At 43.4% G+C, this 22915-nt stretch carries 21 protein-coding genes, 15 tRNA genes, 3 rRNA genes and 1 pseudogene; 32 read left to right on the forward strand and 8 right to left on the reverse strand.

Translation table 11 applies throughout. The features are described 5' to 3' along the window. The first annotated feature begins 185 nt into the window (after positions 1–185). The 6 genes from NYE65_RS16405 to perR all read left to right on the forward strand — a co-directional run bounded on the left by NYE65_RS16405 (position 186) and on the right by perR (position 3949). Entirely contained in the window at positions 186–605 is a 420-nt protein-coding gene (locus NYE65_RS16405; protein WP_340861261.1) for a potassium channel family protein, read from the forward strand. A 62-nt stretch (positions 606–667) separates the two neighbouring features. Continuing rightward, positions 668–1138 (forward strand): thioredoxin-dependent thiol peroxidase, encoded by a 471-nt coding sequence (bcp, locus tag NYE65_RS16410; RefSeq protein WP_328176556.1) that lies wholly within the window; start codon positions 668–670, stop codon positions 1136–1138. An 11-nt stretch (positions 1139–1149) separates the two neighbouring features. Continuing rightward, positions 1150–2259, forward strand: a complete 1110-nt coding sequence (locus NYE65_RS16415; protein WP_340861262.1) for an aminopeptidase — start codon at positions 1150–1152, stop codon at positions 2257–2259. 147 nt (positions 2260–2406) lie between these two features. Next, a complete protein-coding gene (locus tag NYE65_RS16420) occupies positions 2407–2664 on the forward strand; it encodes a hypothetical protein (RefSeq protein WP_340861263.1) in 258 nt (85 codons plus the stop codon). Continuing rightward, entirely contained in the window at positions 2625–3350 is a 726-nt protein-coding gene (locus NYE65_RS16425; RefSeq protein WP_340861264.1) for a D-2-hydroxyacid dehydrogenase, read from the forward strand. The genes NYE65_RS16420 and NYE65_RS16425 overlap by 40 nt, the downstream gene beginning before the upstream one ends. Positions 3351–3505: 155 nt before the next feature. Further along, on the forward strand, positions 3506–3949 hold the full coding sequence (perR, locus tag NYE65_RS16430) for a peroxide-responsive transcriptional repressor PerR (protein ID WP_034305329.1): 444 nt from the start codon (positions 3506–3508) through the stop codon (positions 3947–3949). 96 nt (positions 3950–4045) lie between these two features. On the opposite strand, the gene NYE65_RS16435 is transcribed toward perR, so the two are convergent. Next, complete coding sequence (locus NYE65_RS16435; RefSeq protein WP_034305326.1) at positions 4046–4399, reverse strand: YgzB family protein; 354 nt, start codon at positions 4397–4399, stop codon at positions 4046–4048. Positions 4400–4573: 174 nt separating this feature from the next. Here NYE65_RS16435 and NYE65_RS16440 point away from each other — a divergent pair, with 174 nt between their 5' ends. The 19 genes from NYE65_RS16440 (at position 4574) to NYE65_RS16530 (ending at position 12029) form a co-directional block, all read left to right on the forward strand. After that, positions 4574–5449: a nucleotidyltransferase-like protein gene (locus NYE65_RS16440; protein ID WP_034305324.1), complete on the forward strand. Its 876-nt coding sequence runs from the start codon at positions 4574–4576 to the stop codon at positions 5447–5449. Positions 5450–5713: 264 nt separating this feature from the next. After that, a 16S ribosomal RNA gene (locus tag NYE65_RS16445) occupies positions 5714–7264 on the forward strand. A gap of 176 nt (positions 7265–7440) precedes the next feature. Next, positions 7441–10373, forward strand: a 23S ribosomal RNA gene (locus NYE65_RS16450). Between the two features lie 119 nt (positions 10374–10492). Beyond that, positions 10493–10608 (forward strand): 5S ribosomal RNA (rrf, locus tag NYE65_RS16455). Together the 16S, 23S and 5S rRNA genes with 15 tRNA genes alongside form the textbook arrangement of a ribosomal RNA operon. A gap of 9 nt (positions 10609–10617) precedes the next feature. Then, positions 10618–10692, forward strand: a tRNA-Asn gene (locus NYE65_RS16460). Between the two features lie 5 nt (positions 10693–10697). Beyond that, a tRNA-Ser gene (locus tag NYE65_RS16465) sits at positions 10698–10789 on the forward strand. A gap of 9 nt (positions 10790–10798) precedes the next feature. After that, positions 10799–10873: transfer RNA gene (locus tag NYE65_RS16470), tRNA-Glu, on the forward strand. A 15-nt stretch (positions 10874–10888) separates the two neighbouring features. Then, positions 10889–10964 (forward strand) — tRNA-Val (locus tag NYE65_RS16475). Between the two features lie 102 nt (positions 10965–11066). Further along, positions 11067–11140: transfer RNA gene (locus NYE65_RS16480), tRNA-Met, on the forward strand. A gap of 5 nt (positions 11141–11145) precedes the next feature. Then, a tRNA-Asp gene (locus NYE65_RS16485) sits at positions 11146–11221 on the forward strand. A gap of 12 nt (positions 11222–11233) precedes the next feature. Beyond that, positions 11234–11309, forward strand: a tRNA-Phe gene (locus NYE65_RS16490). 7 nt (positions 11310–11316) lie between these two features. Continuing rightward, a tRNA-Thr gene (locus tag NYE65_RS16495) sits at positions 11317–11392 on the forward strand. 16 nt (positions 11393–11408) lie between these two features. Continuing rightward, positions 11409–11492: transfer RNA gene (locus NYE65_RS16500), tRNA-Tyr, on the forward strand. Between the two features lie 10 nt (positions 11493–11502). Beyond that, positions 11503–11576 (forward strand) — tRNA-Trp (locus tag NYE65_RS16505). A gap of 17 nt (positions 11577–11593) precedes the next feature. After that, positions 11594–11669: transfer RNA gene (locus tag NYE65_RS16510), tRNA-His, on the forward strand. A gap of 35 nt (positions 11670–11704) precedes the next feature. Continuing rightward, positions 11705–11779 (forward strand) — tRNA-Gln (locus NYE65_RS16515). A 3-nt stretch (positions 11780–11782) separates the two neighbouring features. Then, positions 11783–11857: transfer RNA gene (locus NYE65_RS16520), tRNA-Gly, on the forward strand. Positions 11858–11866: 9 nt separating this feature from the next. Then, a tRNA-Cys gene (locus NYE65_RS16525) sits at positions 11867–11940 on the forward strand. Positions 11941–11948: 8 nt separating this feature from the next. Next, positions 11949–12029 (forward strand) — tRNA-Leu (locus tag NYE65_RS16530). A gap of 332 nt (positions 12030–12361) precedes the next feature. Here the strand turns inward: NYE65_RS16530 and NYE65_RS16535 are convergent. Then, on the reverse strand, positions 12362–12652 hold the full coding sequence (locus NYE65_RS16535; RefSeq protein ID WP_034305321.1) for a hypothetical protein: 291 nt from the start codon (positions 12650–12652) through the stop codon (positions 12362–12364). Positions 12653–13031: 379 nt separating this feature from the next. Then, positions 13032–13238, reverse strand: a complete 207-nt coding sequence (locus NYE65_RS16540; protein ID WP_328176251.1) for a hypothetical protein — start codon at positions 13236–13238, stop codon at positions 13032–13034. A 479-nt stretch (positions 13239–13717) separates the two neighbouring features. Here NYE65_RS16540 and glsA point away from each other — a divergent pair, with 479 nt between their 5' ends. Next, a complete protein-coding gene (gene glsA / locus NYE65_RS16545; protein ID WP_328176266.1) occupies positions 13718–14659 on the forward strand; it encodes a glutaminase A in 942 nt (313 codons plus the stop codon). 128 nt (positions 14660–14787) lie between these two features. On the opposite strand, the gene NYE65_RS16550 is transcribed toward glsA, so the two are convergent. Together NYE65_RS16550 and NYE65_RS16555 are read right to left on the reverse strand one after the other, a co-directional pair. After that, on the reverse strand, positions 14788–14982 hold the full coding sequence (locus NYE65_RS16550; protein WP_053533812.1) for a hypothetical protein: 195 nt from the start codon (positions 14980–14982) through the stop codon (positions 14788–14790). After that, positions 14969–15490: a tyrosine-type recombinase/integrase gene (locus NYE65_RS16555; RefSeq protein ID WP_340862135.1), complete on the reverse strand. Its 522-nt coding sequence runs from the start codon at positions 15488–15490 to the stop codon at positions 14969–14971. The genes NYE65_RS16550 and NYE65_RS16555 overlap by 14 nt, the downstream gene beginning before the upstream one ends. 358 nt (positions 15491–15848) lie before the next feature. On the opposite strand from NYE65_RS16555, the gene NYE65_RS16560 reads away from it, so the two are divergent. From NYE65_RS16560 to clpP, 3 genes are all read left to right on the forward strand, one after another. Beyond that, positions 15849–16175: a hypothetical protein gene (locus NYE65_RS16560; RefSeq protein ID WP_340861265.1), complete on the forward strand. Its 327-nt coding sequence runs from the start codon at positions 15849–15851 to the stop codon at positions 16173–16175. Between the two features lie 330 nt (positions 16176–16505). Further along, positions 16506–17213: a sigma factor gene (locus NYE65_RS16565; protein ID WP_340861266.1), complete on the forward strand. Its 708-nt coding sequence runs from the start codon at positions 16506–16508 to the stop codon at positions 17211–17213. 30 nt (positions 17214–17243) lie between these two features. Further along, on the forward strand, positions 17244–17828 hold the full coding sequence (gene clpP / locus NYE65_RS16570) for an ATP-dependent Clp endopeptidase proteolytic subunit ClpP (RefSeq protein ID WP_034305312.1): 585 nt from the start codon (positions 17244–17246) through the stop codon (positions 17826–17828). Between the two features lie 124 nt (positions 17829–17952). Here clpP and NYE65_RS16575 read toward each other — a convergent pair. After that, positions 17953–18048, reverse strand: a pseudogene (locus NYE65_RS16575) (alpha/beta hydrolase); the annotation flags it as partial. Between the two features lie 160 nt (positions 18049–18208). Between NYE65_RS16575 and NYE65_RS16580 the strand changes: the two are divergent. After that, positions 18209–18796 (forward strand): DUF6241 domain-containing protein, encoded by a 588-nt coding sequence (locus NYE65_RS16580; RefSeq protein WP_340861267.1) that lies wholly within the window; start codon positions 18209–18211, stop codon positions 18794–18796. 150 nt (positions 18797–18946) lie between these two features. On the opposite strand, the gene NYE65_RS16585 is transcribed toward NYE65_RS16580, so the two are convergent. Together NYE65_RS16585 and NYE65_RS16590 are read right to left on the reverse strand one after the other, a co-directional pair. Next, complete coding sequence (locus tag NYE65_RS16585) at positions 18947–19840, reverse strand: TauD/TfdA dioxygenase family protein (protein WP_340861268.1); 894 nt, start codon at positions 19838–19840, stop codon at positions 18947–18949. A 29-nt stretch (positions 19841–19869) separates the two neighbouring features. Continuing rightward, positions 19870–20859, reverse strand: coding sequence for an ABC transporter substrate-binding protein (locus NYE65_RS16590; protein WP_340861269.1), 990 nt, complete (start codon positions 20857–20859; stop codon positions 19870–19872). Positions 20860–21240: 381 nt separating this feature from the next. Between NYE65_RS16590 and NYE65_RS16595 the strand changes: the two genes are divergently transcribed. Then, positions 21241–22008 carry an ABC transporter ATP-binding protein gene (locus NYE65_RS16595; RefSeq protein ID WP_340861270.1) on the forward strand — a complete coding sequence of 256 codons (768 nt, stop codon included), beginning with the start codon at positions 21241–21243 and terminating at the stop codon, positions 22006–22008. Positions 22009–22030: 22 nt separating this feature from the next. After that, on the forward strand, positions 22031–22864 hold the full coding sequence (locus NYE65_RS16600; RefSeq protein WP_445670419.1) for an ABC transporter permease: 834 nt from the start codon (positions 22031–22033) through the stop codon (positions 22862–22864). Positions 22865–22915: the final 51 nt, after the last annotated feature.

A 22915-nucleotide genomic window follows, 5' to 3' on the forward strand; every position in this document is an offset into this window, starting at 1 on the left:
AAAACTATTATAAAAATTTAGACAATCTTAACATATCCGACCAAAAGGGTCAACATGGAAAAAGGATTAGGGAAAGTTTCCGTTTAATGCGTTTGTCGGTGATAAGGCTGATTCCTAAAAAGAATATATTGTTTGGACAGGGAGTATGTATAGAGGAAGTGGCGTTTTGAAATGGGGCGTGGGGGATGACTTTCTACATCTTGATTGCAGGGATCATTTTTTGCATGGTGATGAGCATTCGTACGTTATTTCTTGTTGAGTCGAGAGGAAAGAAATTTTCTCTTGAAGATATGCTGTGGCTTGGCAATTTATATGCGACGATATTAGTTGGATTTGCACTGATATATTTATTATACGAGCTTCAGAATCATTCGGTGATTCTTGATATGGGCAATCGGTTGGATGGGACTTTCTATGAGCAATTGAAGACTTCTTTTTATTTTAGTGCGATGACGATGTTTTCTGTAGGGTATGGAGATATAGCCCCGATTGGCATGGGAAGGATGATAGCTACCATTCAGGCCTTCATTGGGTATACACTGCCGGCAGCGTTCGTGATTCGTACGGTGATCGATCTGGAGCAGAAAGATAGGAAGGATAAATGAAAGTTGTGTTTCTTTCGATTATTGGGTACTCTTACCATAATGAAAGAAATGGAGGGTTCAATATGACTGTTAAAATTGGCGAAAAAGCACCTGATTTCAAACTCCCTGCAAACAATGGTGAAATGGTTTCCCTATCGGATTTTAAGGGGAAAAACATTGTATTATATTTTTACCCAAAAGACATGACGCCAGGTTGCACGACGGAGGCCTGTGATTTCCGGGACCATAATGAGCAATTCGAGGAATTGAACGCGGTCATCCTTGGTATCAGCCCAGATCCAGCGGCACGTCATGAAAAATTCATCGAAAAACATGGATTGCCTTTTCTGCTGCTGGCTGACGAAAATCATGAAGCGGCTGAATCATTTGATGTTTGGCAATTGAAAAAGAACTTCGGCAAGGAGTATATGGGCATTGAACGTTCAACTTTCCTGATTGATAAGGCTGGAAATGTAGTCAAAGAATGGCGTAAAGTAAAGGTTAAAGGCCATGTCGAAGAAGCGCTTGAAACTCTTCGCGAATTCGAAAAATAAGGGATAGGCAGATGAAGGATGAGAGGATAACGAAGCTTGCAGCCAGGCTGGTTCATCATTCGATACAATTACAGCCTAAAGAGAGAATCCTCATACGGGGGCATATCAACACGAAACCATTATTAAAAGAGTTGATTGATGAAATATACAGAGTGGGTGCTTATCCATATGTGGAACTCGAGGACGATGAGATAAGCCGCCACCTGTTACTAGGGAATGTGAAGGAGCAGCTTGACACAGCTTCACAATGGGCCTTGAAGAAATATACGGATATCGATGCGGTCATCATCATCACTGGGGAAGAAAACAATGCGGAAATGACTGATGTTCCCATCGAGAGGCACCGTCTTCAAGGGGAGGCCATGAATTCCCCTACACTTTTTTATGTAAACAACCGACGTTGGGTCTTACTTAATTATCCCACCAAGGCATCAGCGCAAAAAGCCGGCATGACCTTCAATAGATACGAAGACTTTCTTTTGAACGTATGCACGATGGATTACGGGAAAATGGAGGCGGCTTTGAAGCCGTTAAAACATTTGATGCAACGTACTGACAAAGTCAGGATCGTTTCACCAAGGACAGATTTGACCTTTTCCATCAAAGGCATGCCGGCCGTCATATGTGCCGGAAAAAAGAATTTACCGGATGGGGAAGTATTTACGGCACCCATAAAAGATAGTCTCAATGGAAGGATATCCTTCAACACACCCACAACCTATGAAGGAATTACCTTTAGTGATATAGAATTAAACTTGAAAAAGGGGAAAATCATTAAAGCGACTTCCAATCGTGATCTTGAAATGAACCAAATTCTGAATATTGATGAAGGGTCCCGGTTTATAGGGGAGTTCGCTATTGGAATCAATCCATACATATTGGAACCTATGGACGATATTTTGTTCGATGAGAAAATAAGCGGGAGCCTGCACTTGGCTCTTGGGCTTGCCTATGATGAAGCGGATAATGGAAACCGGTCATCGATACATTGGGATATGGTCTTGATCCAGCGTCCGGAATTTGGGGGCGGTGACATCTATTTCGACGACGTCCTGATCAGAAGGGATGGCTTTTTTGTTTTGCCGGAATTACAAGCATTAAACCCAAATTCTTTAAAATAAAGCCTTTTTTAATAAGGATGAGGCTTTTGTCCAACTCAAAAAGGGGACACCCGAATATGCTTTATTAAGGGAATACCTCCTCAGAGAAAGTTGCGCGGGACACATAGAGCCCGTGTTTTTTTATGTTAATAAAAGGGGGAGATAAACATGTTAATACTTTCGACTGTCATTCCGAATGAAGGTATCCAAATGAAAATGATGAAAGCTTTTCCTGATTTGAACTTCATTTATCAAAAAGAATGGAAAGGTGGGCCGCTTCGTGAAGCGGAAATCTTAATTACATATGGTGAAGATTTAACTGAAGAAATCATTGAGAAAGCAGCGAACTTGAAATGGATCATGGTCATGAGTGCAGGGATGGAACTATGCCATTTAAAGCCATCGAGGAACGAGGCATTATGGTGACCAACGCAAGAGGCATACATAAAATCCCGATGGCCGAGTATACGATAGGGATGCTTTTGCAATATGAAAAGAAATTGAAGCTGCTTATGAAGAATGAAAAAGAAGAATTGTGGGATAGAAAGATTGAAGTAGGGGAATTAAATTGCAAGACCATGCTCGTATTGGGTGTAGGAGCAATAGGAGGGGAAGTGGCTCGTCTTGGGAAAGCCTTTGGGATGAAGACGATAGGAGTGAACCGGAGCGGGAAACCGGTGGAATCCATTGATCACGTGTATGACCTGGATCATTTATTGGAAGCCATACCGGGAGCCGATTATATAGTATCCGTCCTGCCAAGTACGGATGAAACGAAGGGCCTTCTGCAAAAAGAACACTTCAAAGCCATGAAAGAATCTGCAGTATTCGTGAATATTGGCCGCGGCGACTTGATTAAAGATGAAGTGCTGATCGAAGCCCTGGATGCCGGGGAATTGTCTCATGCCATCTTGGATGTATTTGATCCGGAGCCTTTAGGAAAAGGGCATCCGTTTTGGAGGATGGAGAATGTTACAGTCACACCGCATCTTTCAAGTAAAAGCGGAGAATATTTACCAAGGACCTTTGCTATATTCGAAAAAAATATGCGTGAATACCTGAAAGCTGGAAAAGACTTCACCAACGTAATCGACTTATCTAGGGGATACTAAGTTCAATGCAAAAATGGGAAAGAATCAAGTCTTCATGAATAAACTAAAAAAGAATGGTTAAGCCATTGAATTATTGACAAATTCAACGGATAAAAGGTACACTATTTATAAACATTACAATTTAAGAATGCATACTTAATGAGAAAAAGAGGTGGATGACGGTGTCTGAAGTTCAGTTAAAAGAAGCGTTGGATTCCTTAAAAGATACCGGTGTAAGAATAACTCCTCAACGCCATGCGATACTTGAGTATTTGATAAGCTGCATGTCCCACCCTACCGCTGATGATATATATAAAGCGCTGGAAGGCAAGTTTCCGAATATGAGTGTGGCAACGGTTTATAACAACCTGCGTGTGTTCCGTGAGGTAGGTTTGGTAAAAGAACTTACGTATGGGGATTCTTCGGCAAGGTTTGATTTTGTGACGACGAATCATTATCATGTAATTTGCCAAACTTGCGGTAAAATTGTGGACTTCGATTATCCTGCATTGGATGAAGTCGAGCATTTCGCAGCACAAGTCACTGGTTTCAATGTTAGTCACCATCGGATGGAAATCTACGGCGACTGTATGGATTGTGCGAAAAAAGAATCGCATTAAAAAAAGTTCCTCCACTTGGTTGGAACTTTTTTTCATGTTTATGAAGAAATGATACAATTGTTAAAGCCTTCTTGAAAGGGAATTCAGCTAATCGACTTAATCATGCAGGCTTTTCCGGTTATATTTTTCATTGAATTCTTCGCCTTCCAACTTTTTGTCAAGTGTCAATGGTTCTTCACAATGCATGCAAATATCTACGCGTCCTAGTATTTTTGTAGGTTTGCTGCAGTTAGGGCAGACAACCTGGATCGATTTTGTAGAAAGCATTCCAATCCAGAAATAAACCCCTGTGCTTGCGATTATGAATAAAAGGCCCAGCCCCATGAAAATCGTCATGACAACAGGGTGTGTTTTGAAGAAAAGCCCAAGGTACATTACGATAAAGCCAATGAAAATCAAACTCAAAGCAAAAGTGCGTATTTTATTGATTTTGCTAGAATATTTAGCCATGGATTGTCCCTCCTAAAATATAACTTTAACTATAACATAAACAATGGATGGAACAAAAAAGAAATAAAGGATACATATTACTTTTGAATTGAAATGGTTTGGGGTAAGGGAACTAAGCAGGAATTTGAAGAGTATTGTCGAAAATCTAAAAAAAAGGTTTTGGAGGAATTTATGATGGAAGATATCCTTCGCCCGATTTATCAAGAGCGAGCAAGTTTAAAATCTACACTTGGAATCTTGTTAGTAGAAAAAAGAGATGATAATAGCCCGATTACCGATACGTTTGACTACATCCTTTTTGTAATTGCAGACGAAGCAGAAGAGGCCGTGTTTTTAAAACACTACACATACCAGGATAAAAAGGCGGCCCTGCATATCGTAAAGGAAGACCAATTAAAAGAATGGCTCCTATTAGGCACGAACCGCAAAGTGGTTGACTGGATATATAACGGGAAGGTCCTTTTTGACCGGAACGAATATCTGGACCGTTTGAAAACCGAAATCCGGGAGTTCCCCTTCTATGGAAGGAAGTTAAAGATGGGGATGGAGTTCGCGAAGTTAATTCGCAGGTACATGGATGGGAAAAGCTTCTTTGAAAAAGGCCATCATCTTGAGGCATACAATCATATCGTTCATTCCCTGCATCATTTGGCACGTTTGGAGATAATAGAACAGGGCTTTTATCCGGAGGTTACTGTCTGGAACCAAGTGAAGCATATGGAACCTGAAATTTACAAGCTGTATAAAGAATTGATCAGCAGTGAGGAAACGCTCGAAAAAAGATTGGAGCTTTTATTCCTTGCGAGCGAATTTCTTATATATTCGAGGACGAATGCAGGTTCACAGCATTTGGTCGAAATAATGGGAATGAAAGAAGATCCGTGGACGATTGCAGAGCTTATGGAGCATCCGGAAGTTAAGTTTTATTCAGTAGACCTAGGCGTTTTATTGGAATATTTGATAGAGAAGAAGGTAATCGATGTAATCAAAGCGGAGACAAAAGGGCACGAGGTATATCATCGGTTTTATCGTGTATCAAAAAACTTTTAAAAAAATGCATTTTTATTGTTGACCAATAATAATATAGGTGTTATATTAATACATGTCGCTGCGGGACATCAGCTTTCGCAGCTTCATCAAAACAAAAAAAAAAACATGTTGACAACAGAGTTGAAAACATGATAAGATGTAAAAGTCGCTTACGAAGTAGGCAACATCAAAAATGCTCTTTGAAAACTGAACAAAACAAAGCGCCAACGTTAAATTTTAAGTGAGCACACACTATCAAAAAAGCAAATGAGCAAGTCAAACATTTCTTCGGAGAGTTTGATCCTGGCTCAGGACGAACGCTGGCGGCGTGCCTAATACATGCAAGTCGAGCGAATCGATGGGAGCTTGCTCCCTGAGATTAGCGGCGGACGGGTGAGTAACACGTGGGCAACCTGCCTATAAGACTGGGATAACTTCGGGAAACCGGAGCTAATACCGGATACGTTCTTTTCTCGCATGAGAGAAGATGGAAAGACGGTTTACGCTGTCACTTATAGATGGGCCCGCGGCGCATTAGCTAGTTGGTGAGGTAATGGCTCACCAAGGCGACGATGCGTAGCCGACCTGAGAGGGTGATCGGCCACACTGGGACTGAGACACGGCCCAGACTCCTACGGGAGGCAGCAGTAGGGAATCTTCCGCAATGGACGAAAGTCTGACGGAGCAACGCCGCGTGAACGAAGAAGGCCTTCGGGTCGTAAAGTTCTGTTGTTAGGGAAGAACAAGTACCAGAGTAACTGCTGGTACCTTGACGGTACCTAACCAGAAAGCCACGGCTAACTACGTGCCAGCAGCCGCGGTAATACGTAGGTGGCAAGCGTTGTCCGGAATTATTGGGCGTAAAGCGCGCGCAGGTGGTTCCTTAAGTCTGATGTGAAAGCCCACGGCTCAACCGTGGAGGGTCATTGGAAACTGGGGAACTTGAGTGCAGAAGAGGAAAGTGGAATTCCAAGTGTAGCGGTGAAATGCGTAGAGATTTGGAGGAACACCAGTGGCGAAGGCGACTTTCTGGTCTGTAACTGACACTGAGGCGCGAAAGCGTGGGGAGCAAACAGGATTAGATACCCTGGTAGTCCACGCCGTAAACGATGAGTGCTAAGTGTTAGAGGGTTTCCGCCCTTTAGTGCTGCAGCTAACGCATTAAGCACTCCGCCTGGGGAGTACGGCCGCAAGGCTGAAACTCAAAGGAATTGACGGGGGCCCGCACAAGCGGTGGAGCATGTGGTTTAATTCGAAGCAACGCGAAGAACCTTACCAGGTCTTGACATCCTCTGACAACCCTAGAGATAGGGCTTTCCCCTTCGGGGGACAGAGTGACAGGTGGTGCATGGTTGTCGTCAGCTCGTGTCGTGAGATGTTGGGTTAAGTCCCGCAACGAGCGCAACCCTTGATCTTAGTTGCCAGCATTCAGTTGGGCACTCTAAGGTGACTGCCGGTGACAAACCGGAGGAAGGTGGGGATGACGTCAAATCATCATGCCCCTTATGACCTGGGCTACACACGTGCTACAATGGATGGTACAAAGGGCTGCAAACCTGCGAAGGTAAGCGAATCCCATAAAGCCATTCTCAGTTCGGATTGCAGGCTGCAACTCGCCTGCATGAAGCCGGAATCGCTAGTAATCGCGGATCAGCATGCCGCGGTGAATACGTTCCCGGGCCTTGTACACACCGCCCGTCACACCACGAGAGTTTGTAACACCCGAAGTCGGTGAGGTAACCTTCATGGAGCCAGCCGCCTAAGGTGGGACAGATGATTGGGGTGAAGTCGTAACAAGGTAGCCGTATCGGAAGGTGCGGCTGGATCACCTCCTTTCTAAGGATAATTACGAGAGCGCTTTTGTTTTGTTCAGTTTTGAATGAGTAATTCATTCAAATAGGAAAGACGAACATCACGATGTGATGGATTCTTTCTGCTTTGTTCCTTGAAAACTAGATAATAGATAGAAGGCAATTAATTTTTTTCAAAGCATCTGTAAGATCTTTTTTAACGGTTAAGTTAGAAAGGGCGCACGGTGGATGCCTTGGCACTAGGAGCCGATGAAGGACGGGACTAACACCGATATGCTTCGGGGAGCTGTAAGTAAGCTTTGATCCGGAGATTTCCGAATGGGGAAACCCACTGTTCGTAATGGAACAGTATCTTTACCTGAATACATAGGGTACTGAAGGCAGACCCGGGGAACTGAAACATCTAAGTACCCGGAGGAAGAGAAAGCAAACGCGATTTCCTGAGTAGCGGCGAGCGAAACGGAATTAGCCCAAACCAAGAGGCTTGCCTCTTGGGGTTGTAGGACACTCAACATGGAGTTACAAAGGAACGGGGTAAATGAAGCGACCTGGAAAGGTCCGTCGAAGAAGGTAAAAACCCTGTAGTTGAAACTTCGTTCCCTCCTGAGTGGATCCTGAGTACGGCGGGACACGAGAAATCCCGTCGGAAGCAGGGAGGACCATCTCCCAAGGCTAAATACTCCCTAGTGACCGATAGTGAACCAGTACCGTGAGGGAAAGGTGAAAAGCACCCCGGAAGGGGAGTGAAATAGATCCTGAAACCGTGTGCCTACAAGTAGTCAAAGCCCGTTAATGGGTAATGGCGTGCCTTTTGTAGAATGAACCGGCGAGTTACGATTTCATGCGAGGTTAAGTTGATGAGACGGAGCCGCAGCGAAAGCGAGTCTGAATAGGGCGAATGAGTATGAGGTCGTAGACCCGAAACCAGGTGATCTACCCATGTCCAGGGTGAAGTTCAGGTAACACTGAATGGAGGCCCGAACCCACGCACGTTGAAAAGTGCGGGGATGAGGTGTGGGTAGCGGAGAAATTCCAATCGAACCTGGAGATAGCTGGTTCTCTCCGAAATAGCTTTAGGGCTAGCCTCAAGATGAGAGTATTGGAGGTAGAGCACTGATTGGACTAGGGGCCCCCAACGGGTTACCGAATTCAGTCAAACTCCGAATGCCAAATACTTATTCTTGGGAGTCAGACTGCGAGTGATAAGATCCGTAGTCGAAAGGGAAACAGCCCAGACCACCAGCTAAGGTCCCAAAGTATACGTTAAGTGGAAAAGGATGTGGAGTTGCTTAGACAACCAGGATGTTGGCTTAGAAGCAGCCACCATTTAAAGAGTGCGTAATAGCTCACTGGTCGAGTGACTCCGCGCCGAAAATGTACCGGGGCTAAACGTATCACCGAAGCTGTGGATTGACACCGTATGGTGTCGATGGTAGGAGAGCGTTCTAAGGGCGTTGAAGTCAGACCGGAAGGACTGGTGGAGCGCTTAGAAGTGAGAATGCCGGTATGAGTAGCGAAAGAAGGGTGAGAATCCCTTCCACCGAATGCCTAAGGTTTCCTGAGGAAGGCTCGTCCGCTCAGGGTTAGTCGGGACCTAAGCCGAGGCCGAAAGGCGTAGGCGATGGACAACAGGTTGATATTCCTGTACCACCTATACATCGTTTGAACGATGGGGGGACGCAGAAGGATAGGGTAAGCGCGCTGTTGGATATGCGCGTCCAAGCAGTTAGGCCGGAAACGAGGCAAATCCCGTTTCCATTAAGGCGGAGCTGTGATGGCGAGGGAAATATAGTACCGAAGTTCCTGATTCCACGCTGCCAAGAAAAGCCTCTAGTGAGATGTAAGGTGCCCGTACCGCAAACCGACACAGGTAGGCGAGGAGAGAATCCTAAGGTGTGCGAGAGAACTCTCGTTAAGGAACTCGGCAAAATGACCCCGTAACTTCGGGAGAAGGGGTGCTTTTTAGGGTGAATAGCCCAGAAAAGCCGCAGTGAATAGGCCCAGGCGACTGTTTAGCAAAAACACAGGTCTCTGCGAAGCCGCAAGGCGAAGTATAGGGGCTGACACCTGCCCGGTGCTGGAAGGTTAAGGGGAGAGGTTAGCGCAAGCGAAGCTTTGAACCGAAGCCCCAGTAAACGGCGGCCGTAACTATAACGGTCCTAAGGTAGCGAAATTCCTTGTCGGGTAAGTTCCGACCCGCACGAAAGGTGTAACGATCTGGGCACTGTCTCAACGAGAGACTCGGTGAAATTATAGTACCTGTGAAGATGCAGGTTACCCGCGACAGGACGGAAAGACCCCGTGGAGCTTTACTGCAGCCTGATATTGAATTTTGGTACAGCTTGTACAGGATAGGTAGGAGCCTGAGAAGCCGGAGCGCCAGCTTCGGTGGAGGCGTTGGTGGGATACTACCCTGGCTGTATTGAAATTCTAACCCGCGCCCCTTATCGGGGTGGGAGACAGTGTCAGGTGGGCAGTTTGACTGGGGCGGTCGCCTCCTAAAGAGTAACGGAGGCGCCCAAAGGTTCCCTCAGAATGGTTGGAAATCATTCGTAGAGTGTAAAGGCACAAGGGAGCTTGACTGCGAGACCTACAAGTCGAGCAGGGACGAAAGTCGGGCTTAGTGATCCGGTGGTTCCGCATGGAAGGGCCATCGCTCAACGGATAAAAGCTACCCCGGGGATAACAGGCTTATCTCCCCCAAGAGTCCACATCGACGGGGAGGTTTGGCACCTCGATGTCGGCTCATCGCATCCTGGGGCTGTAGTCGGTCCCAAGGGTTGGGCTGTTCGCCCATTAAAGCGGTACGCGAGCTGGGTTCAGAACGTCGTGAGACAGTTCGGTCCCTATCCGTCGCGGGCGCAGGAAATTTGAGAGGAGCTGTCCTTAGTACGAGAGGACCGGGATGGACGCACCGCTGGTGTACCAGTTGTCTTGCCAAAGGCATAGCTGGGTAGCTACGTGCGGACGGGATAAGTGCTGAAAGCATCTAAGCATGAAGCCCCCCTCAAGATGAGATTTCCCATGGCGCAAGCTAGTAAGATCCCTGAAAGATGATCAGGTTGATAGGTCAGAGGTGGAAGCATGGTGACATGTGGAGCTGACTGATACTAATAGATCGAGGACTTAACCAACGCTTTTAAAAAAATGAAATACCTTCTTATTATCTAGTTTTGAAGGAATGAAAATTTCTTCTTGCATTTTCTCAAAAAGACGTTATAATAATATATGTCTTGAAAAAATGTTAACATTGTTTGGTGACGATAGCGAAGAGGTCACACCCGTTCCCATTCCGAACACGGCAGTTAAGCTCTTCAGCGCCGATGGTAGTTGGGGGTTTCCCCCTGTGAGAGTAGGACGTCGCCAAGCTTATATTGTTCCGCAGTAGCTCAGTGGTAGAGCATTCGGCTGTTAACCGAACGGTCGTAGGTTCGAGTCCTACCTGCGGAGCCATTATTGGAGAGCTGTCCGAGTGGCCGAAGGAGCACGATTGGAAATCGTGTAGACGGGTAACCCTGTCTCAAGGGTTCAAATCCCTTGCTCTCCGCCATTTATACCTGGCCCGTTGGTCAAGCGGTTAAGACACCGCCCTTTCACGGCGGTAACACGGGTTCGAATCCCGTACGGGTCACCATTTAGATAACATATTGGAGGATTAGCTCAGCTGGGAGAGCATCTGCCTTACAAGCAGAGGGTCGGCGGTTCGATCCCGTCATCCTCCACCATTTTCAATAAGATCAGGTTGTTTCTGCATAAAGGATTGATTATTCAGCCCATTGAAACGCTTAACACGAAAACTTGATGCAAAATAGCAACATTATTACCGTCGCGGGGTGGAGCAGTCCGGTAGCTCGTCGGGCTCATAACCCGAAGGTCGCAGGTTCAAATCCTGTCCCCGCAATCTATGGTCCCGTGGTGTAGCGGTTAACATGCCTGCCTGTCACGCAGGAGATCGCGGGTTCGATTCCCGTCGGGACCGCCATTTTTATTGTTTGGCTCAGTAGCTCAGTCGGTAGAGCAAAGGACTGAAAATCCTTGTGTCGGCGGTTCGATTCCGTCCTGAGCCACCATAGTAGTGCCGGTGTAGCTCAACTGGTAGAGCAACTGACTTGTAATCAGTAGGTTGGGGGTTCAAGTCCTCTTGCCGGCACCATGTTTCATCCATATGCGGAGGGGTAGCGAAGTGGCTAAACGCGGCGGACTGTAAATCCGCTCCTTCGGGTTCGGCAGTTCGAATCTGCCCCCCTCCACCATTTTTATTACAGGGGTATAGTTTAAAGGTAGAACAGAGGTCTCCAAAACCTCCAGTGTGGGTTCGAGTCCTACTACCCCTGCCAATTTAAATTCTATAATGGCGATTGTGGCGAAGTGGTTAACGCACCTGATTGTGGTTCAGGCATTCGTGGGTTCGATTCCCATCAGTCGCCCCATTTTAAAAAATATGATATAATGATTACAACGTTAATGGGCTATAGCCAAGCGGTAAGGCAACGGATTTTGATTCCGTCATGCGAAGGTTCGATCCCTTCTAGCCCAGCCATATGCGAAAGTAGTTCAGTGGTAGAATACAACCTTGCCAAGGTTGGGGTCGCGGGTTCGAATCCCGTCTTTCGCTCCAAAAAAAGTTGGCGGCATAGCCAAGCGGTAAGGCAGAGGTCTGCAAAACCTTTACCACCGGTTCGATTCCGGTTGCCGCCTCCAATATACATGCCGGTGTGGCGGAATTGGCAGACGCGCACGACTCAAAATCGTGTTCCTCTGGAGTGCCGGTTCGACCCCGGCCACCGGTATCACCAATAGCGAAGGATTGCTATTACAAAAAGCTTCACACTTAATTGTGTGAAGCTTTTTTGTGTTCATGAACTACAAGATCAAATAATTTTCCATCACTCAAGAATGAAGGGAAAGTGAAACGAAGGAGCAAACAAACATCATGGGAGTGATTAAAGGGTATTAGGATATCATGTGATACACTGTGATACACTGTGACAGACGCCTATTGAAGCAACAAAACGATACATAAATTCTTCATTAAGGAGCACGTTTGTTACTACGATTAAAAAAAAAGAATGGTCAAAGAGTATTAACTCTGCCATTCGTTTCGTTAACTTTGATAAATGATTTAGAATTCAATATTCATAGCATTCAAGTCTGCTTCGGTATAGCCAGAAGCGGAGAGTGCGATTTCAATTTTTTCAGCAGCCTTATAATCAAATAATTTGAATTTAGACATTAATGCGAAAGCATTTTGATTTTCGATCGCCAAGGCAACAGCCTCCACGTCTTGCAGTAACTTCAGGTCTTCAATGTAGAATTGAGCGGTTCTCATAGCTAAATACTCATTCGTTGTAGTCGAACTGTAGAAAAGCCTTGTTAAAGTGGCGATTGCGTTAGGAACGAAAATCTTATTCATAATTACCCCTCCACTATTCATAATATTCTGTCACCCGAGTCATTACTAGTATGAGTCACTCTAAAAATGTTGTCAATCTTTATCTTTTGAGCATTTTTACTCACCAGTTGAAAGTAGGTAGATATTGAAATTGAGTAATAAAATATCTGAGACTTTTCCAAAGGCAAAAATCATTGCACCGGGTGCACGACGTAGGCGAAAGAATGAAGTTTGTTTACGAAACGAACATCGTTAGGTCTCAGGCTCGATCATAACCAGTTGGATTATATACTTCTTCTATTTACTTTATTCAACAAATGGGCCATTTTTTTCAGAAATTCTTTCAATGAATTCGTTTCTGTTTTCGAAAATTTTAAACGGTTTATGAAACAGCAGATCCTTATAAACTGTAAAGAAGGCGGGCTTCCACATTACGCAGTTCTCCAGATGAAACACTATCAGCCACAATTATTTGCATTGTTCTCGTAGCTGTCATTCGTTTGTCTGGATGCTTCAGTTGTAGCTGCTGTTGTATCGCCCGGAAAAGTACATTATTTTCTGGACGGTTGGCGTTATAGATTTCTTGTAAACTTTTTGATTTTTCCATGACTTTTCCTACTTTCCATCAAGTGTGAAATACATATGAAAGCTTATGCGATAATATTCGTATGGTCTATATTTCCGTCTGATCGCTTCTAATTCCTTCTTTTTTTAATTAAATCTTTAAAGAATAGAGAAGTTGCTCCTGATTTTTTACAAGACGTTAGCTCACCAGTCTTACAGCTTGACCTTTGTTATATATGTTGTTGTTGTTTTTCTTTATTCTTTAAAAAAGAACCTGTGCATTAAACAGGAGGGAGGTATAGGAAGACCTTATAAAGGGTAATTAAATTCAGTAAATAATAAATGGAGGAGCATTTAAAAATTTCTTTAAAGAATTATTATATAAGAAATCTAATACCAGGAAAGTAGCCGCTTCGCAGTTTTATAAATAATATCGATGAAATATGGCAATAAATAAAAAAAACACTATCTAGGAACACTTCACAAAACATATTTTCTAAGGGGCGGAAAATTGTGAACAATATGGGATGTCAATGCAGGTCCAATGACGAATTACAGCAACTGGTTGATGAGGCAAAAAAATATACGAGTAACGGAACAGTGGCAGACTATATACCGGCTCTTGAAAAGGCGAATCCTGAGGATTTGTCTGTTGCTATTTACTATCCTGACGGGAAAGGATATTGTGCGGGGAATGTAAGCGGTAAAATGACCCTTCAAAGCATATCAAAAGTTTTGACACTTGCTCTTGTATTAATGGAAAAAGGGGAGGATCATGTTTTTTCCTATGTAGGAAAGGAACCCACTGGCGATCCTTTTAATTCGATTGCCAAGCTAGAGACAAACAAGCCATCCAAGCCGTTAAACCCCATGATCAATGCAGGAGCATTGACTGTGACCCACATGATAGAGGGTGCCAGTGTAACCGAGCGATTTGAACGTATTTTACATTTTATCCGGGAGTTGACGCAAAATCCGAATATCGGCTTTAATGAAGATGTTGCCCGGTCAGAATATAATACAGCAGACTTGAATAGGTCGTTAAGTTATTTTTTAAAACAGCATCAAGTAATAAATGAGGATGTGGAGGATTTAATCGAATTGTATTCGAAGCAGTGTGCCATTGAAATGGACAGTCAGGATTTAGCGAGGATAGGCTGTGTGCTTGCCATGAATGGGAAAGATTTGCTGACGGGAAAGCAAATCATCCCAGGGGACATTGCCCGTATTTGCAAGACATTCATGGTTACCTGCGGCATGTATAACGCATCAGGTGAATTTGCCATAAATGTTGGCATACCGGCTAAAAGCGGTGTGTCAGGGGGAATCATGGGAGCCGTCCCCGGAAAATGCGGGATTGGAATTTATGGTGCAGCGCTGGATGAGAAGGGGAACAGCGTTGCCGGGATAAAAATCTTGGAAATGATGGCGAAAAAGTATTCCTTAAGTATGTTTAATTTGTAAACATGGAAACCAGTACCGAGTCAGTCGGATGTTAATTGAGTTCAGTGTAAAGCCTTAAGGAAACAGATCATTTACCTTCAAGGCAAAAAAAAGACCTCTGCACATAAGGGCAAGGTCTTAGGACTATTTCATAACAAGTTGGAGAAAAGGGATACTTTTTTATATAATGCATTTACCTCTTTATTTCGATGTTCCCCGATTTCATTTTTTAGCTGGCCTTCCATATCGGTCATTAGATCAGCTAACTTCAATGCCTTTTGCCTGTCGGAAATATTGCTGCGAATGATAGATTCATATTTTGCATTGTATTCAGTCAGTGACATTTCTTCCGTCCTCCCATAGTGTAAAGTCATATAAGCTGCCCTCTGTTCCTTCATCAGCAACCCCAATGTACTTAAGTGTAATTACAGGGTGTGAATGGTTAAGGATCATTTGTAACTCAGCGAGGTTCTTACTTCGTTTATAGTGCCAGTACCCGAATGTTTTCCGCATGGTATGTGTACCGACGCCCTCGATGTCCACCATGTCAGCTGCTTTATTAAGCTGTCTGTAAGCTTGTATCTTACTTATTGGCTTATCTCCCTTGCGTGAGGGGAATAGCCATTCACCATCAATGGTGGCTATATAGGCGCCCAATTCATTACATATAGTATTAAGCTGTATCATTCTTGGCTTTTTTGTTTTCCCTTCCTTGATGATGACCTCCATCTTGCCTTCAATGTCCTTTATCTTCAGCGATAATAGATCAGTCACCCGTAAGCCGGTATTGATGCCTAACAAGAACAATATGTAGTCTCTCTCGCTGCAATGTCTTTTTAATGACCATTTCATATCATCTAATTTTTCCGATGATCTGATTGGTTGAACGTCTATTAAATGTTCTTTTGGCAAAAGTGATCACCCTTATTTCACGCCAATGGAATCAGTATTTTGAATGTATACTTTTAAGAGTAACACTGAAAAAGGAGGGAAGTCAATTTGAGGGGTATATTGATATTTTTTGGACTGGCCATTTTAGAGGGTTCGGAGTATTTTTAGTTGTTTATTGAATAATGGCAATAAAAATTTCTGGAACTTGATATAATGAAAATAGTAATATTTTTCTAAACTAGTGTTATTGATGGATATTTAATAGATGAATTAATTCATTCTGAATGTAATATGCTTTAGCAGGATTGGGGAAACCACCATGAAGAGAGTTTTGGCTATATTGAAAAAATTACACCCTATAATGTCAAGGTTGATTACCATGGCAATTATGGTTTTGGTTTTTTACTGCATGTTCATGTTCGCAGACCTGGATAATGAAAAGTCAGACAGCGAGCGTCATAACGAGCGGTCGGTGAATTTTGAAGAGATGAGCGATCAAGAGACTGAAGAAAAGCCAGCAGGTTCTATGGTGAACTATTGTAAAGATAGCGCTAATGAGAATCGCTCCTCCAGTTGGTTTGGTATGGAAGTAAACGAAATGGAACCTAGCGAATACACGGTCGAATGCATTGAACACTTAGAATAGCAGCAGAGTTCCTATGGATCGAATTCAGGATTCACACCATGGACATCAGGTACGTTACATCCAAGCGTCTGGCTAGCTTATTGGAATGAAGCGGAATGCACGGGAGTAATGGTCTACACTGAAATGATTGGTGATGAACCGGGTACACAGCGGGGGAGGCCTATATTAGCCTGTTTGGATCTTAACCAAACAGGTTTTTAGTATGAAAGGAAATCCAATGGAAAAAATGGAATAGAATATAATGAAGCATGAAGGAAAATTTTTCACCCCCATATCTTTTTCTCTTTCTGAAACGTTTAGAGGATAGAGGGTGTTGAAGGAGTGAGAAAAATGATAAATAAATTGAGGGAAGATATTTCTGAAGAAAAGGATAACGGTACAATTTTGCGTGAAGTTTATCCTGAATTGATTCGGTTTTGCCGATTTCTGACCCAAAATAATTGGGATGGGGATGATTTGGCTCAGGAAACGATATTGAAGGCAATGCAGGGCTATGGGAAAAAAACGGTGATAACCACAGCTTTATTGAAGACGATAGCCCGACATTCCTGGATTGATACGATACGAAAAAGGAAAAAAGAATCTTTAGACGATCTGTTGGATACCGAACAACTGGGGGCAGTTGGGGGAAATGTCTTTGAAACTGTTGAATATATAATAAAATCCCTTACCCCGAAACAAGCGGTAGTGTTCATATTAAAGGAAGGATTCCTCTACCGGTCAAAAGAAATCTCAGATTACTTGAACACCACGGAAACGGCTGTAAAGGCAATCTTGAACCGTGTGAAGAAGCGTTTTGAGAATGACGTTGAAGATCGTAGGTTGTCTTGCGTGGAAGTTTGGCAGGATGAGGAGGAGCAGCGTCTCATGTCCCTGATGACACAGGCTTTAAAAGCCCAAAATCCTGATATCCTCATTAAAAGCATCCCATCTTTCAAATCCCTGAACAGTGAGTCGATGATTCCTAAACCGATGAATCGTTCGAATCTTTCCAAATCAAGCTTCACTCCTTCAAACACACTCTCAATGGCTGCATAGCCAATATTATTGTTAGGAGGAAGAAGAGATATGACCACCATTCCATATGTAATTGAGCAATCCAGCAAGGGTGAGCGCTCGTACGATATTTATTCCAGACTTCTAAAAGACCGTATCATCATGATTGGGGAAGAAATCACCGATCATTTAGCCAATAGTGTGGTTGCCCAATTGTTATTCTTGGCAGCAGATGCACCTGATAAAGAAATTACCATCTTCATAAACAGTCCGGGGGGATCGACCAGTGCCGGTTTCGCCATTTATGATACGATGCAATATATTAAGCCTGATATCCGGACTGTATGTACGGGGATGGCCGCATCATTCGGTGCCATGCTTTTATTGGCGGGTACGAAAGGGAAAAGGTGCGCTTTGCCAAATAGTGAAATCATGCTTCATCAACCGCTTGGTGGGGCGAGGGGGCAAGCAACGGAAATCGAAATTTCTGCCCGAAGGATTTTGAAGCTAAAGGATCATATCAATCAAATCATCTCCGAAAGGACCGGTCAGCCTATCGAAAAGGTGGCGAAGGACACGGATCGCGATTACTTCTTAAGTGCAAATGAGGCGAAGGATTACGGTATAATCGATGAAATAATCGTTCAGGATAATTAATTCTGATAAAGACGCTGGCTGTACGAAAACGAAAAGAAACTGCCGATATTAGATTGGCAGTTTTTTTTACCTTTTTACATTACTCCATCTATTTATCCACAAAACCCCATACCTTGTTTCAATACTATTCCAAATCCACTACCTCAGCTTCACAATGCCCGGCACCCGGTATTATCAATTTGTCTTTGTATACTGTTGCTGCATTATATGTGTCATCCAGTATGCAATGAGTGACGAAAAAATCTTCTGGAAAAAATGGAATGGTATGTTGGGTAATTATCGATATCTGGGTTTGGATGTCTTCCTTTTCTGGATAGTCCATCCATTTAATATGTTAAAATAAATAGTATCTGACATTATTAATCTTGGAGGAAGTTTTTATGAAGAAACCGCAAAAGGTTTTACTTATTAGTGGAATCTCTGCTGTTGCATTATTCGGGGTGGGGGTTGCTTCCTTTAAAATCATGGAGAACTCCAATGAGTACGAAAAAGCTCAACTCGTAATGGAGGCCAGGGAAGCCAAAGAACAAGTTGAAAGAGAAAGAGAAGATGAAAAAATCGAAGCCAAAAGGGAAGCGAAAGCTAAAGCTGCGGAACTTGAAGCGAAAACGGCGATATATGATGGGATTGAATTTGAAACGGGACTTGATGAGGGCTCAACCGAAACGGAAGTCATGGACGTCATGCATAAAATGACTCATCAAAAGGTTCGCTCGCAAGATAAATGGGGAGCTATACCGATGTCCCCTAAGATTATAGAAGAAGTTTATAAAATAGTGGATTCAAGTGATTTTCAGCATAGAGATAGATTGCTGTCCATCGCTGCCCGGTGGCGAGACTTTGATTTTAGCACGATCGTTCAGGACCATAACTTCTTTTGGGAAGATAAAGAAGGCACCGTTGGAAAAGCCCATGGAACATTAAGTCGGGCAGAAGAGGTTGAATTCATTGAAGTTAATTTTAAATGAGGGGACAAAGTACTGAAAATGCCAAAGGGCGAGTTGGCTAGTCCTGTCAATAAAGAAAACACTCAAACTTCCTGCAATGAGGCCGTTTGAATGTTTTCATTCGCTTATGGGGCAGTCAAGTAATGGAAGCTTACCTTCGATACAGGAGTTTTATTTCTTAACAATTAGTCTGCTGGACTCGTTCTCCTTGTTTACGGGAACGTCTTTTCCTACTGTGACCCTGCGAACGACGCGGTGCTGGTTCCCGTAATCGGCAATAGCGTAATGCTGCGTGGCTAGGTTATCCCAAATGGCCACGTCGCCTTTACTCCATTGCCAACGCACGGTATTTTCTAAGCGCGTGACGTATGAATCGAAGATGCTTAATAATCTTTCGGATTCACTTGTTGTATAGCCTTCCACTCTACCAGCAAAGCCACCTAATAACAAATGCCTTTTTCCGGTTTCGGCATGTACGTGAACGACTGGGTGCCTTGTTTTATAAATGGTCGATTCGAATATATCACGATATTTCTTTTTAACCTCATCATCAATGTTTTCGGCTGGTTTGAATTGAGCATAATCATATTCATTTGTATGGATTGCCCATAGTTCGTCCGCTAATTTCTTCAATCCATCCGGCAGGTCCTCATATGCTTCATTCGTATTGGCCCAAACTGTATCTCCGCCAACATCAGGGATGGTTACCCCTCTTAAAACAGAGTATTTAGGAACCTCTGGAACGAAAGTGACATCAGTGTGCCAATGGTTTGCTTTAGCACCGCGTTCGGAGTCAAGCTCGAAAATATAGTTAGTATTATCTTTGACCGGTACTGTAGGATGTGCATAAGGTTCACCCAATAGTTTGGCAAATGCTTCTTGGCTGGCATCGTCCAAATGATTTTGACCTTTGAAGAATATGACTTTATGATCGTTTAACGCTTGTTTGATTTCATTGAAAATAGTTAAATCCAAGTCTCCGCTTAATTGCACTCCTTGAATTTCCGCTCCAATCCTTCCTGCTACCGGTACCACTTTCAATTGTTGTGTTTTAGTATCCGTCATAATCAATCTCCTCCTGTAAGGTTAGTTTTTTATTTTTTAAAGGCTTCATCAATGTATTCATTGTTGATGTGATTTTTAAAATTAAATGATTTCTTGATATAACCCACACCAGCTAAAGTATCGATGGATTCTTGTTGTGCTTTGATGGCATCTTCGGTAAAGAAGATATTTGGTTCTTCGGCCGTCATTATTGTCTTGACCGTACCGACTGGCAATTTAGTTTCTTTGGAATAAATTTCAGATGCTTCATCTGGATTTTCAATTTGCCAGTCGGCTGCTTTTTTATAAACCTTTAAATAGGCCTCGACAATTTCAGGATGCTCTTCGGCAAAGCCCTTACGTGCAATGATTGCACCAGGAGCTAATATTTTTCCTTTTACTTTAAGTGCGACAGCATTCCCTTTTTCAATATTATTAAGGTAATAGGGGTTCCATATTGCCCAGGCGTCCAATTTTTTTGTTTCAAAAGCCGCTTGAGCATCATCTGGTTGCAAATTGATGAGTTTAATGTCATCAGTCGTTAAGCCATGGGCTTTCAATGCCTTGATTAAATACACATGACCCGTTGTCCCTGAGGCAACACCGACCGTTTTTCCTTTTAAGTCTTCAATCTTCTTTATGTTACCTTCTGCTTGAGCCAGGATCCGTACAGATGACTCACCCCGTCCTGTTTGTGCAATCACTTCGAATGGCAGATTCTTATCAATGCCGGCAATCAGTGCACCATCCCCTAAAAAGGACAGGTCAACCCGATTGGAAGCGAGGGATTCCAAAAGCGGGGGACCACTCTGGAATTCACTCCATTCGATTTGGGCATCCAGTTTAGAAAACTCTTCGTTGAACAATCCCTTTTCCTTTGCAATGACCAATGGTCCCATCTTGCCATTTAAGGCAATATGAACTTTTAGTGGATCACTTTTCCCAGAAGCTTTGCCGGCATCGGAATTACAGCCTGCCAATACAGCGATGCTAATGATGGCAAGTAGTACTGCGGTTAGATGTTTACGATATTCCTTCATGAATTCCCTCCTTTTTTACAGCTATACACATCTGGATAGCCAGACTAATGACAAAAAAGAGATTCAACGAAGAGTTTGCTTGGTTACTCTTCATTGAATCTCCGGTAGTCCAGTTGATTCACATGACCTTTATTTAATTGGCTCCAGTGTGAAGCGGATTTGTGTATGAATGCATCTTAACAGCTGTTAGAATTATCTGTCAATTATTTTTTACGATTAATCCGATAAAATAAATTGGTATTAGGTGTTGATTATAAATAATCGATAAGTTAGTATAAAATGAAATATTGAATCGACTAGTTAACTAGAGATTCAGCAAAGGGACAATTTGTGCCTTATTGCTGGATCTCTATTTTTTTTATTTGAGAAAGGGTGAGGGGATTGGTTGCGACATTAGAAATTAATCAAGTAAGCAAAACATTTAAGAATGAAAATGAAAGTGTCCGTGTTTTGGATCATTTAAATCTGACCGTCAACAATGGTGAGTTCGTAACCATCATTGGTCCGAGCGGCTGCGGGAAAAGCACATTATTAAAGTTGATCGCAGGACTTGATTCAGACTTTGATGGCACGATCATGGCAGGGGATCTTAAGGTTAGCGCCCCATCTAAAGACCGTGGTTTCATTTTTCAGGAGCACCGATTATTTCCATGGCTAAACGTGGAGAAGAATATTGCAGGTAACCTTCCATTAAAGAAACCGGACATTCGAAAAAGGGTGGATGATTTGATATCACTTGTTAAACTAAAAGGTTTTGAGAAGGCGTATCCACGCCAATTATCCGGAGGAATGTCGCAGCGAGTTGCCATTGCCAGGGCCTTATTGCGTAATCCTGAAGTTTTATTGTTGGATGAGCCATTCGGTGCATTGGATGCATTCACGCGAACGCATCTTCAAGAGGCTTTACTGGAAATATGGGAGAGGAATAAGACAACGATGGTGCTTGTCACCCATGATATTGATGAATCCATCTTTTTATCGGGGAAGGTGGTCGTCATGGATGCAAAGCCTGGACGGATTAAAGCTATTGTTCCGATTGATTTGCCATACCCAAGAACCCGAACAAGCAAAGCGTTCCAGGAATTCAGGTCCGTCATATTAACACAACTTGAACATCATCCAGCAGAGGTGGAAGATTGGAGCATTTAATTGAATTTTTGAAAAAGGAAGGATGAAAATTATGTCTACACAGACCGTTGCACAAAACAAGCACCTTGTCATAAGAGAAACGACAAAACAATCCAAACTTGCCAAATCGGCATTGCGGGGTTCGGTCCTTCCCGTAGTCGTGTTGATTGCATGGCAAGCATTAGGTTCGGTTGGCATCCTGCCTGCCCAATTGTTCTCATCCCCTTTATTGATCGTCATGACGTTCATTGATCTCGTCCAGTCGGGGGAAATGGGCATGCATTTACAGATCAGTTTAACGCGGGCTTTTCTTGGCTTTGCCTTAGGTGGGTTTTTAGGCTTATTGTTTGGAGTCATCGTTGGGATGCAAAAAAAATCTGAAGAGTATCTTAACCCAAGCATTCAAATGTTACGAACGGTTCCTTTACTCGCGATCACGCCTTTATTCATTATGTGGTTCGGGTTTGGTGAACTATCAAAAGTGCTGCTTATTGCTTTAGGTGCTTTTTTTCCTCTATATCTACAAACTTTTTTGGGTCTTCGGAATGTGGATAAAAAACTCTACGATGTTGCCCTAATCTTGGAGTTTAGCCGTCGGGAACAAATAACGAAGCTCATGATCCCGGCAGCATTGCCTAACATATTACTTGGTATCCGTTTAGCCTTAAGTGCGGCTTGGATGTGCCTGGTCGTCGCTGAATTGCTTGGTGCGGATAGAGGGGTGGGCTTCATGATCCAGGATGCCCGTTCATTCATGCAAACGGACGTCGTATTCGTAGGCATCATCATATTTGCCCTCGCTGGTAAAATCTCAGACTCGTTTGTCCGCCTTTTAGAAAATTATTTGCTGAAATGGCAAGATAGCTTTAAAGCCTAATTGAAAAAGGATGACCGTCCGGTGATGGGTGGTCATCCTTTTTCTTATTAG

The sequence above is a fragment of the Peribacillus sp. FSL R5-0717 genome (assembly GCF_038002945.1).
Classification (GTDB): domain Bacteria; phylum Bacillota; class Bacilli; order Bacillales; family DSM-1321; genus Peribacillus; species Peribacillus frigoritolerans.

Excerpts from the sequence above, each read along its gene's own strand:
- NYE65_RS16435 (WP_034305326.1), bottom strand. The coding sequence starts at position 4,399 with ATGGCTAAATATTCTAGCAAAATCAATAAAATACGCACTTTTGCTTTG.
- NYE65_RS16405 (WP_340861261.1), top strand. The coding sequence starts at position 186 with ATGACTTTCTACATCTTGATTGCAGGGATCATTTTTTGCATGGTGATG.
- NYE65_RS16560 (WP_340861265.1), top strand. The coding sequence starts at position 15,849 with ATGAAGAGAGTTTTGGCTATATTGAAAAAATTACACCCTATAATGTCA.
- NYE65_RS16600 (WP_445670419.1), top strand. The coding sequence starts at position 22,031 with ATGAAAATTATGTCTACACAGACCGTTGCACAAAACAAGCACCTTGTC.
- NYE65_RS16580 (WP_340861267.1), top strand. The coding sequence starts at position 18,209 with ATGAAGAAACCGCAAAAGGTTTTACTTATTAGTGGAATCTCTGCTGTT.
- NYE65_RS16425 (WP_340861264.1), top strand. The coding sequence starts at position 2,625 with ATGCCATTTAAAGCCATCGAGGAACGAGGCATTATGGTGACCAACGCA.
- NYE65_RS16585 (WP_340861268.1), bottom strand. The coding sequence starts at position 19,840 with ATGACGGATACTAAAACACAACAATTGAAAGTGGTACCGGTAGCAGGA.
- NYE65_RS16420 (WP_340861263.1), top strand. The coding sequence starts at position 2,407 with ATGTTAATACTTTCGACTGTCATTCCGAATGAAGGTATCCAAATGAAA.
- NYE65_RS16415 (WP_340861262.1), top strand. The coding sequence starts at position 1,150 with ATGAAGGATGAGAGGATAACGAAGCTTGCAGCCAGGCTGGTTCATCAT.
- NYE65_RS16535 (WP_034305321.1), bottom strand. The coding sequence starts at position 12,652 with ATGAATAAGATTTTCGTTCCTAACGCAATCGCCACTTTAACAAGGCTT.
- NYE65_RS16540 (WP_328176251.1), bottom strand. The coding sequence starts at position 13,238 with ATGGAAAAATCAAAAAGTTTACAAGAAATCTATAACGCCAACCGTCCA.
- NYE65_RS16565 (WP_340861266.1), top strand. The coding sequence starts at position 16,506 with ATGATAAATAAATTGAGGGAAGATATTTCTGAAGAAAAGGATAACGGT.
- NYE65_RS16590 (WP_340861269.1), bottom strand. The coding sequence starts at position 20,859 with ATGAAGGAATATCGTAAACATCTAACCGCAGTACTACTTGCCATCATT.
- perR (WP_034305329.1), top strand. The coding sequence starts at position 3,506 with ATGACGGTGTCTGAAGTTCAGTTAAAAGAAGCGTTGGATTCCTTAAAA.
- bcp (WP_328176556.1), top strand. The coding sequence starts at position 668 with ATGACTGTTAAAATTGGCGAAAAAGCACCTGATTTCAAACTCCCTGCA.
- NYE65_RS16550 (WP_053533812.1), bottom strand. The coding sequence starts at position 14,982 with ATGTCACTGACTGAATACAATGCAAAATATGAATCTATCATTCGCAGC.
- NYE65_RS16440 (WP_034305324.1), top strand. The coding sequence starts at position 4,574 with ATGGAAGATATCCTTCGCCCGATTTATCAAGAGCGAGCAAGTTTAAAA.
- glsA (WP_328176266.1), top strand. The coding sequence starts at position 13,718 with ATGGGATGTCAATGCAGGTCCAATGACGAATTACAGCAACTGGTTGAT.
- clpP (WP_034305312.1), top strand. The coding sequence starts at position 17,244 with ATGACCACCATTCCATATGTAATTGAGCAATCCAGCAAGGGTGAGCGC.
- NYE65_RS16555 (WP_340862135.1), bottom strand. The coding sequence starts at position 15,490 with ATGAAATGGTCATTAAAAAGACATTGCAGCGAGAGAGACTACATATTG.